Here is a 7,402-nt window from a genome sequence, read left to right on the forward strand (position 1 = left end):
GGGCCGGGCTTCATCAACCTGCGCGTCGCCGACGATAGCTGGCGCGACGAACTGGCGCTGATCCATGCCGAGGCGGGCGACTATGGCCGCTCGGCGATGGGCGCCGCGCGGCGCGTCAATGTCGAATATGTGTCGGCGAACCCGACCGGCCCGATGCACGTCGGCCATTGCCGCGGCGCGGTGGTGGGAGACGCGCTGGCGGCGCTGCTCGAATATTCGGGGCACAAGGTCACGCGCGAATATTATGTCAATGACGCTGGCGCGCAGGTCGATGTGCTCGCGCGCTCGGTCCACATGCGCTACCGCGAGGCGCTGGGCGAAGATATCGGGGCGATCCCCGAGGGGCTCTACCCCGGCGATTATCTGAAGCCCGTCGCTGAAAAGCTCGCCGCCGAATATGGCGACCGCTATGTCGGCGCGCCCGAAAGCGCGTGGCTCGGCCTGTTCCGCGCCGAGGCGGTGAGCGCGATGATGGACATGATCCGCGCCGACCTCGCCAAGCTGGGCATCCATCATGATCTCTTCTCGTCGGAGGCCGAGCTGCAGGCCGAGGGCAAGCCTGCCGCCGCCGAAAAATGGCTGCGCGAGCATGACCTGGTCTATGACGGTGTGCTCGAAGCGCCGAAGGGCGAGACGCCCGAGGATTGGGAGCCGGTTGAACTGCCGCTGTTCCGCTCGACCAAGTTCGGCGACGATCAGGACCGGCCGATCAAGAAATCGGACGGGAGCTGGACCTATTTCGGCGCCGACCTCGCCTATCATTATCAGAAGGCGCAGGACGCCGACGAGCTGATCGACATCTGGGGCGCCGACCATGCGGGGACGGTCAAGCGGATCAAGGCGGCGGTCGCGGCGCTGACCGGCGGCACCAAGAAGTTCGACGTCAAGCTGGTCCAGATGGTCCGGCTGCTCAAGAATGGCGAGCCGTTCAAGATGTCGAAGCGCGCGGGCAATTTCGTCACGCTCGCCGACATCGTCGATGAGGTCGGCAAGGATGCGGTGCGCTTCACCATGCTGACGCGCAAGGCCGACGCGCAGATGGATTTCGACTTTGCCAAGGTGGTCGAGGCGTCGCGCGACAATCCGGTCTTCTATGTTCAATATGCTCACGCGCGTATCGCGTCGCTGAAGCGCAAGCTCGCCGATGCGGGCATCGCCGCGGCGGCGCCCGACATCGCGCGGCTCGATGCCTATGAGCTGGGGCTGGTCAAGCTGCTTGCGCAATTCCCGCGCACGGTCGAGGCGGCGGCGACGGCGCGCGAGCCGCATCGCATCGCCTTTTATCTGGGCGATGTCGCCGCGGCCTTTCATGCGTGGTGGAACATGGGCAACGATCGGCCCGACGCCCGTATCATTTTGGCAAATGACGCCGAACTGACCGCAACCCGCCTTTATTTGGCCGATGGAATCGGGCAGGTTATCCGCAACGGGCTGCACCTGATGGGGGTGGAGGCGCTCGAGGAGATGGCGTGATGGCGACGGATGCGGGATTGGGGCTGGAGGACGAGGATCGCCTGCCGTGGCTGGAACCCGCCGAAGGTTTCGAGGATGATGCCGAAGTCTCGCCCGCGCGCCTGCTCATCATGGTGCTCGGCGGCTTGCTGCTGATCGGCGCGGTGCTCGGCGGGCTGTGGTGGGTCCAGAACGGCGGCGCGCGCGGGCAGGGCGAGCTGATCGTCGCCGACAAGGGCGATTACAAGGTGCCGCCCAAGACCGACGGCGCCAAGACGTTCGAGGGTGAGGGCGCAGCGAGCTTTGCGGCGAGTGAAGGACTGACCCCAGGCGGCAAGGTCGACCCGACTCGCATGCCCGAGGAACCCGCAGTGACACCCGCCGAACGCGACGCGATGGCGCAGGCCGAGGCCGCGAAGGCGCAGGCCGACAAGGCCGCCGCTGCAAAGGCCGAAGCGGCGCGGATCGCGGCGGCTGACAAGGGCAAGCCCAAGCCCGCGGCGATGTCGGTCAAGACCGGCGATACGGCGAGCGCGCAGGCCGCGGCGGCCGGCGCCGCGACCGGACTGGTCCAGCTCGGCGCGTTCAGCAGCGAGGCGGCGGCGAACAAGGCGTGGGGCAATCTGAGCAAGCGCTTTGCCTATCTGTCCGAATTGAACCGGTTCGTTTCGCCGGTGAAGACCGGCAGCGGCACCGTCTACCGTTTGCGCGTGGCGACGGGAACGGCGGCTAACGCATCGAATTTGTGCGGGAAATTGCGCGTCGCGGGCGAAAATTGCGTCGTCGTTCGCTGATATCGCCCGTTTTGCCGCACCCGCCGTTGGTTCGCCGCACCGGCTATGGCATAGTCGATCCCTTGGCCGATGCCTGAGGGGGCGTCCGCCGGTGGAGGTTGACGTACGATGATACCCGCGATCTTCGGCCTGTCGGGCCTGACGCTGACCGACGACGAGCGCGCTTTCTTTCGCGACAGCGCGCCCGCGGGCTATATATTGTTCGGCCGCAATATCGAGAACCGCACCCAGCTTCGCCGCCTGACCGATACGCTGCGCGAGCTTGACGGGCGCGCCAATCTGCCGATCCTGATCGATCAGGAAGGCGGCCGCGTCGCGCGCATGAAGGCACCCGAATGGCCCGATTTTCCGAGCGGGGCGGCGTTCGATGCGCTGTACGAGCGCGCGCCGGCAAGCGCGATCGAGGCGGCGCGGCTCAATGCGATGGCGCTCGCTTCCATGCTTGCCGAAGTGGGGATCACCGTCGATTGCCTGCCGCTGCTCGACGTACGCCAGCCGGGGGCAAGCGATGTGATCGGCGATCGCGCGCTGGGCAGCGAGCCGATGCGCGTTGCGGCGCTGGGCCGCGCGATCCTGAGCGGATTGCAGGACGGCGGCGTCGTTGGGGTCGTCAAGCATATTCCGGGGCATGGCCGTGCGCTGCTCGATTCGCACAAGGCGCTGCCCGTCGTCGATGCCCACGACCGCGAGTTGCAGACCGACCTCGCGCCCTTTGCGGCGCTGCGTGACGCGGCGATGGCGATGACCTGCCACGTTATCTTCAAGGCGTGGGATCCCGATCTGCCCGCGACGCTGTCGCCGACGATCATCGGCAGCGTGATCCGTCAGCGCATCGGCTTTCACGGCCTGCTGATGACCGACGACCTCGATATGGAGGCGCTGTCAGGCGACGTCCCGTCGCGCGCGGCGGCGGCGATCGCCGCGGGCTGCGACCTGGCGCTCAACTGCTGGGCGAAGATGGACGACATGGTCGGCATCGCCAACGCACTCGACCCCATCGGCGCGGACTCGCTCGCGCGGCTCGAAGGCGCGATGGAGCGGATCGCCGGGATGCACGACGAGCGCCAGTTCGCGGCGCTGATCGACCAGCGCGACGCGCTGCTGGCGCTGGCGTGATGGCGGGCTGAGGCATCGATGGAGGAACTGCCGCTCGAATATGAAGTCGTGCCGGCAGCGGCGGAGCGCGAGGATGCGCTCCAGCTCAATCTCGAAAGCTGGGAAGGGCCGCTCGACCTGCTGCTGACGCTCGCGCGCAGTCAGAAGGTGGACCTGCGCCAGATTTCGATCCTGGCGCTGGTCGAACAATATCTGACTTTCATCGCCGAGATGCGCGCAAAGCTGGAGGTTGCGGCCGATTATCTGGTGATGGCAGCGTGGCTTGCCTATCTGAAATCGGCGCTGCTGCTGCCCAAGGATCCGACCGAAGATCCGTCGCCCGACGAACTGGCGCTGCGTCTGCAATTGCGCTTGCAGCGGCTCGCAGCGATGCGCGAGGCGGCGGCGCGGCTGCTGGCGCGCGACCGGATCGGCCGCGACGTCTTCCTGCGTCCGAACCCAGAAGGATTGCAGGATTTAAAGGTGCGGCGCTGGGATGCGAGCCTGTACGATCTGCTCTCAGCTTATGGGCAGGTCAAGCTGCGCACCGAACCCGTCGTGCATATGGTCGCGCGGCGCCCCGTGGTGACGCTCGACGCGGCGCTCACCCACTTGCAGCGGATGCTGGGCGTCCAGCTCGATTGGGCCGAGTTGTCGGCCTTTCTGCCCCCCGATTATCAAGGGCCGCTGCGCCGGTCGGCGATCGCGTCGAGCTTTGTCGCCGCGCTCGAACTGGCGCGGCAGGGGCGGGTCGAATTGCGGCAGGAGGCGGCGTTCGAGCCCCTTTATCTGAAAGCGAGCCAGGGATGAGCGAGATCGACGACCGCGAACGCGCGATAGAGGCAATGGTCTTTGCCAGCGACGAGGCGCTTGATGCGCGTCAGATTGCCGGGCGTTTTCACGACGAACTGACGCCGGGCGAAGTGCGCGCGATTCTGCAGGCGATCGCGGCGCGCCACGCGGGGAGCGGTATCGAACTGGTCGAGCGCGGCGGCCACTGGCATTTCCAGACCCCCGCCGATCTTGCGCATCTGCTCCGCCGCGAACGCGACGATCCGCGCAAGCTGTCGCGCGCCGCGGCGGAAGTGCTGGCGATCATTGCCTATCACGAGCCGGTGAGCCGCGCCGAGATCGAGGCGATCCGCGGCGTCCAGACGTCGAAAGGGACGCTGGACGTGCTGATGGAGGCCGAATGGATCGCGCCTGCCGGGCGGCGCGAGGTGCCGGGGCGGCCGCTGATCTACAAGACCACCGACGCTTTCCTGCAGCATTTCGGGCTCGCGAGCCGCAAGGATCTGCCCGGGATCGAGGATCTGCGCGCGGCGGGCCTGCTCGACCCGGTCGATCTCGCCTTCGATGCGGCGATGGACGAACTGGACCTAGTAAAAGACGGCGAGGAAGCCTAGATAGCGGCCTCAAGGAGAATTTGAGATGGGTAGCTTCAGCATCTGGCACTGGCTCGTGGTCGGGATTCTCGTCCTGCTATTGTTCGGCAAGGGTCGCTTTTCGGACATGATGGGCGACGTCGCCAAGGGCATCAAAAGCTTCAAGAAGGGCATGGCCGAAGACGATGTGCCGCCGCCCGCACCGCGCCAGATCGATGGTCAGCGCGCGCCCGAGGCCACCCCGACCCCCACCGCGGAAACCGAAAACCGCTGATCGCGGCCCGCACGCGGGGGAAGGCCTGAACGATGTTCGACGTCGCGCCGACCGAGTTGCTGCTCGTCGTGGTGGTAGCCCTGGTCGTCATCGGACCCAAGGATCTGCCGAAGGCGATGCGTTTTGTCGGCAAATGGGTCGCCAAGGCCCGCGGCATGGCGCGCCACTTCCGTTCGGGACTCGACACGATGATGCGCGAGGCCGAGCTTGAGGAGCTGGAAAAGCAGTGGCGCGAACAGAATGACGCGATCATGCGCCAGTTCCCGCGCGTCGATGGCGTCGATGCGCCGCCAATGATTCCGGCGACCTCGCTGCCCGACGCGGGCGCGGCCGACGCCGGCGAAACGCCGCCCGTCGATCCCGATCATGCCGCGGCCCTGACGCCGCCTACCGCCGCCCCGGCCGGCTCGTCGACCGAAACTCCGCCGGAAACCCACGCCGTTCCGCCGAAGGACGGCCCGTTGCCATGAGCGCCGATACGCCAGTCCATAAAGAGGATGAGGATGGCGCGGGCGGCAAGATGCCGCTGCTCGACCATCTGATCGAGCTGCGGTCGCGGCTGCTGAAATCGCTACTCGCGATCGCGCTCGCATTCGGCGTGTGCCTCTATTTCGCGCGGCCGATCTTCGGCGTGCTAGTGCATCCGCTCGTCGCGGCGGGGCAGGGCAAGCTGATCTATACGCAATTGTTCGAGGCGTTTTTCGTCGAGATCAAGGTTGCGCTGTTCGCGGCGATGATGATCGCCTTTCCGGTGATCGCCAATCAGCTGTGGAAATTCGTCGCGCCGGGCCTTTATCGCAAGGAGCAGCGCGCCCTGCTGCCCTTCCTCTTCGCAACGCCGGTCCTGTTCGCGATCGGCGCCTCCTTCGCCTATTTCATCACCATCCCGATCGCGCTGAAATTCCTGCTCGGCTATCAGGGCGAGATCGGCGGCGTGACGCAGGAAGCGCTGCCGTCGGTAGGCAATTATCTGAGCTTCGTGATGCAGTTCATCATGGCGTTCGGCATCGCCTTTCTGTTGCCGATCCTGCTGATGCTGGTCGAGCGCGCCGGGCTGGTGACGCGCCAGCAGCTGATCGGCGCGCGCCGCTACATGATCGTCGCGGCGTTCGCGATCGCCGCCGTGTTCACGCCGCCTGACGTGATGAGCCAGCTCCTCCTCGCGGTGCCGCTTGTGTTCCTTTACGAGATTTCGATCTTTGCGATCTGGTTTACCCAGCGCCGACGCAAAACAGGCGCCGAAGCGGCGCCTGTCGAGCCTCCGGAAGAGGCTAAAGGGTAAGTAACCCGCCGATCAGTGAATGGCGTCGTCGCCAGCTTGGCCGACCGATTCGATATCGCGGCCGACGCCCTTCACCGTGTTGCAGCCAGCGACCAGAAAGCTGGCGAGCAGGGTAAGAAGGATTACGCGAGCACTCGTCATAGTCTGTCACCTCTCACGGTATTTTTGCAAAATGGCCCGGCGCGCTTCGAGGGGGGGGGAGGGAATGCGAGCCGGGCCAATGTTGCTGAGCAGCGCTGCGGGGGGGCGATGATCGCTGCTCGAATGGGAAACCCGTGTTGCGAGCGATAAGTTCCGCAAAAAAAATCGCCGCGATGAAAAAATTTTCGGGGAGCCCGGCGAAGCGTGCAAATCCAGCGACTTGGGTCAGCCCATCGCCGTCAGGCCGCTGAGCACCGCAAGCCCGAGGAACGAGAAAAAGCCCATCATGTCGGTCATCGTCGTCACGAAGACGGCCGACGATACCGCCGGATCGATGTCGAAACGGTCGAGCGTTACCGGCACCAAGATGCCCGCGAGCCCCGCGACCAGATTGTTGATAAGCATCGCCGACGCGATCACCGCGCCGAGCAGCGGATTGCCGAAGATGAGCGCGGTCCCTGCGCCGATCAGAATGCCGAGCGACAGGCCGTTGACCGTCGCGATGCGAAATTCGCGCAGGATCATGCGCATCGTGTTCGATGCGGTAAGCTGATTGGTGGCGATCGCGCGCACGGTCACGGCCAGCGTCTGCGTCCCGGCGTTGCCGCCCATGCCCGACACGATCGGCATCAGCACTGCGAGCAGCGCATATTTGGCGATCGCGGTTTCGAAGATGCCGACGACCGATGCGGCGAGCATCGCGGTGCCGAGGTTGACGACCAGCCAACTTAGCCGGGTGCGGATGGTCAGCGCGATCGGTTCGTTGATGTCGCCGTCGCCGGCACCCGACAGGCGCAAGATATCCTCGCCCGCCTCTTCCTGGATGATGTGGACGACGTCGTCGACCGTGATCATCCCGACGAGCCGCCCCGCCTTGTCAACCACCGCGGCCGAGATGAGCGCATATTTCTGGAAGCGCAGCGCGACCTCTTCCTGGTCCATGTCGACCGGGATCAGCGTCTGTTCGCGCCTCATGATG

At 65.7% G+C, this 7,402-nt stretch carries 10 protein-coding genes; 8 read left to right on the forward strand and 2 right to left on the reverse strand.

Going from position 1 to position 7,402, the window contains the following annotated elements; all coding sequences use genetic code 11:
• The 8 genes from argS to tatC form a co-directional block, all read left to right on the forward strand.
• The coding region (gene argS, locus ABS88_RS21960) for an arginine--tRNA ligase (protein WP_286750586.1) at positions 1 to 1,473 on the forward strand (1,473 nt) is incomplete at its 5' end.
• Positions 1,473 to 2,246, forward strand: coding sequence for an SPOR domain-containing protein (locus tag ABS88_RS21965; protein ID WP_286750589.1), 774 nt, complete (start codon positions 1,473 to 1,475; stop codon positions 2,244 to 2,246). The genes argS and ABS88_RS21965, both read left to right, overlap by 1 nt.
• Positions 2,247 to 2,354: 108 nt before the next feature.
• The gene (nagZ, locus tag ABS88_RS21970; protein WP_003047798.1) at positions 2,355 to 3,362 is read left to right on the forward strand and encodes a beta-N-acetylhexosaminidase; all 1,008 of its coding nucleotides are present in this window, start codon (positions 2,355 to 2,357) and stop codon (positions 3,360 to 3,362) included.
• 18 nt (positions 3,363 to 3,380) lie between these two features.
• Positions 3,381 to 4,151 (forward strand): segregation and condensation protein A, encoded by a 771-nt coding sequence (locus tag ABS88_RS21975; RefSeq protein WP_286750587.1) that lies wholly within the window; start codon positions 3,381 to 3,383, stop codon positions 4,149 to 4,151.
• On the forward strand, positions 4,148 to 4,747 hold the full coding sequence (scpB, locus tag ABS88_RS21980; RefSeq protein WP_062765402.1) for an SMC-Scp complex subunit ScpB: 600 nt from the start codon (positions 4,148 to 4,150) through the stop codon (positions 4,745 to 4,747). Before ABS88_RS21975 ends, scpB begins: the two co-directional genes overlap by 4 nt.
• A gap of 25 nt (positions 4,748 to 4,772) precedes the next feature.
• Positions 4,773 to 5,000 (forward strand): twin-arginine translocase TatA/TatE family subunit, encoded by a 228-nt coding sequence (locus tag ABS88_RS21985; RefSeq protein WP_062765399.1) that lies wholly within the window; start codon positions 4,773 to 4,775, stop codon positions 4,998 to 5,000.
• Positions 5,001 to 5,032: 32 nt separating this feature from the next.
• Positions 5,033 to 5,470, forward strand: coding sequence for a Sec-independent protein translocase protein TatB (gene tatB / locus ABS88_RS21990; RefSeq protein ID WP_003047786.1), 438 nt, complete (start codon positions 5,033 to 5,035; stop codon positions 5,468 to 5,470).
• Positions 5,467 to 6,282 (forward strand): twin-arginine translocase subunit TatC, encoded by an 816-nt coding sequence (gene tatC, locus ABS88_RS21995; RefSeq protein ID WP_003047782.1) that lies wholly within the window; start codon positions 5,467 to 5,469, stop codon positions 6,280 to 6,282. The genes tatB and tatC overlap by 4 nt, the downstream gene beginning before the upstream one ends.
• Positions 6,283 to 6,294: 12 nt before the next feature.
• Here tatC and ABS88_RS22000 read toward each other — a convergent pair whose 3' ends face one another.
• Together ABS88_RS22000 and ABS88_RS22005 are read right to left on the reverse strand one after the other, a co-directional pair.
• Entirely contained in the window at positions 6,295 to 6,423 is a 129-nt protein-coding gene (locus tag ABS88_RS22000; protein WP_003047780.1) for an entericidin A/B family lipoprotein, read from the reverse strand.
• Between the two features lie 225 nt (positions 6,424 to 6,648).
• Positions 6,649 to 7,402: magnesium transporter (locus ABS88_RS22005; RefSeq protein WP_286750588.1), on the reverse strand; the 754-nt coding region annotated here is incomplete at its 5' end.

It is taken from the genome of Sphingopyxis sp. SCN 67-31 (assembly GCF_001725095.1).

What these genes read in the sequence shown, in the direction of transcription:
- ABS88_RS21965 (WP_286750589.1), top strand. Translation starts at nt 1,473, where the DNA reads ATGGCGACGGATGCGGGATTGGGGCTGGAGGACGAGGATCGCCTGCCG.
- nagZ (WP_003047798.1), top strand. Translation starts at nt 2,355, where the DNA reads ATGATACCCGCGATCTTCGGCCTGTCGGGCCTGACGCTGACCGACGAC.
- ABS88_RS21975 (WP_286750587.1), top strand. Translation starts at nt 3,381, where the DNA reads ATGGAGGAACTGCCGCTCGAATATGAAGTCGTGCCGGCAGCGGCGGAG.
- scpB (WP_062765402.1), top strand. Translation starts at nt 4,148, where the DNA reads ATGAGCGAGATCGACGACCGCGAACGCGCGATAGAGGCAATGGTCTTT.
- ABS88_RS21985 (WP_062765399.1), top strand. Translation starts at nt 4,773, where the DNA reads ATGGGTAGCTTCAGCATCTGGCACTGGCTCGTGGTCGGGATTCTCGTC.
- tatB (WP_003047786.1), top strand. Translation starts at nt 5,033, where the DNA reads ATGTTCGACGTCGCGCCGACCGAGTTGCTGCTCGTCGTGGTGGTAGCC.
- tatC (WP_003047782.1), top strand. Translation starts at nt 5,467, where the DNA reads ATGAGCGCCGATACGCCAGTCCATAAAGAGGATGAGGATGGCGCGGGC.
- ABS88_RS22000 (WP_003047780.1), bottom strand. Translation starts at nt 6,423, where the DNA reads ATGACGAGTGCTCGCGTAATCCTTCTTACCCTGCTCGCCAGCTTTCTG.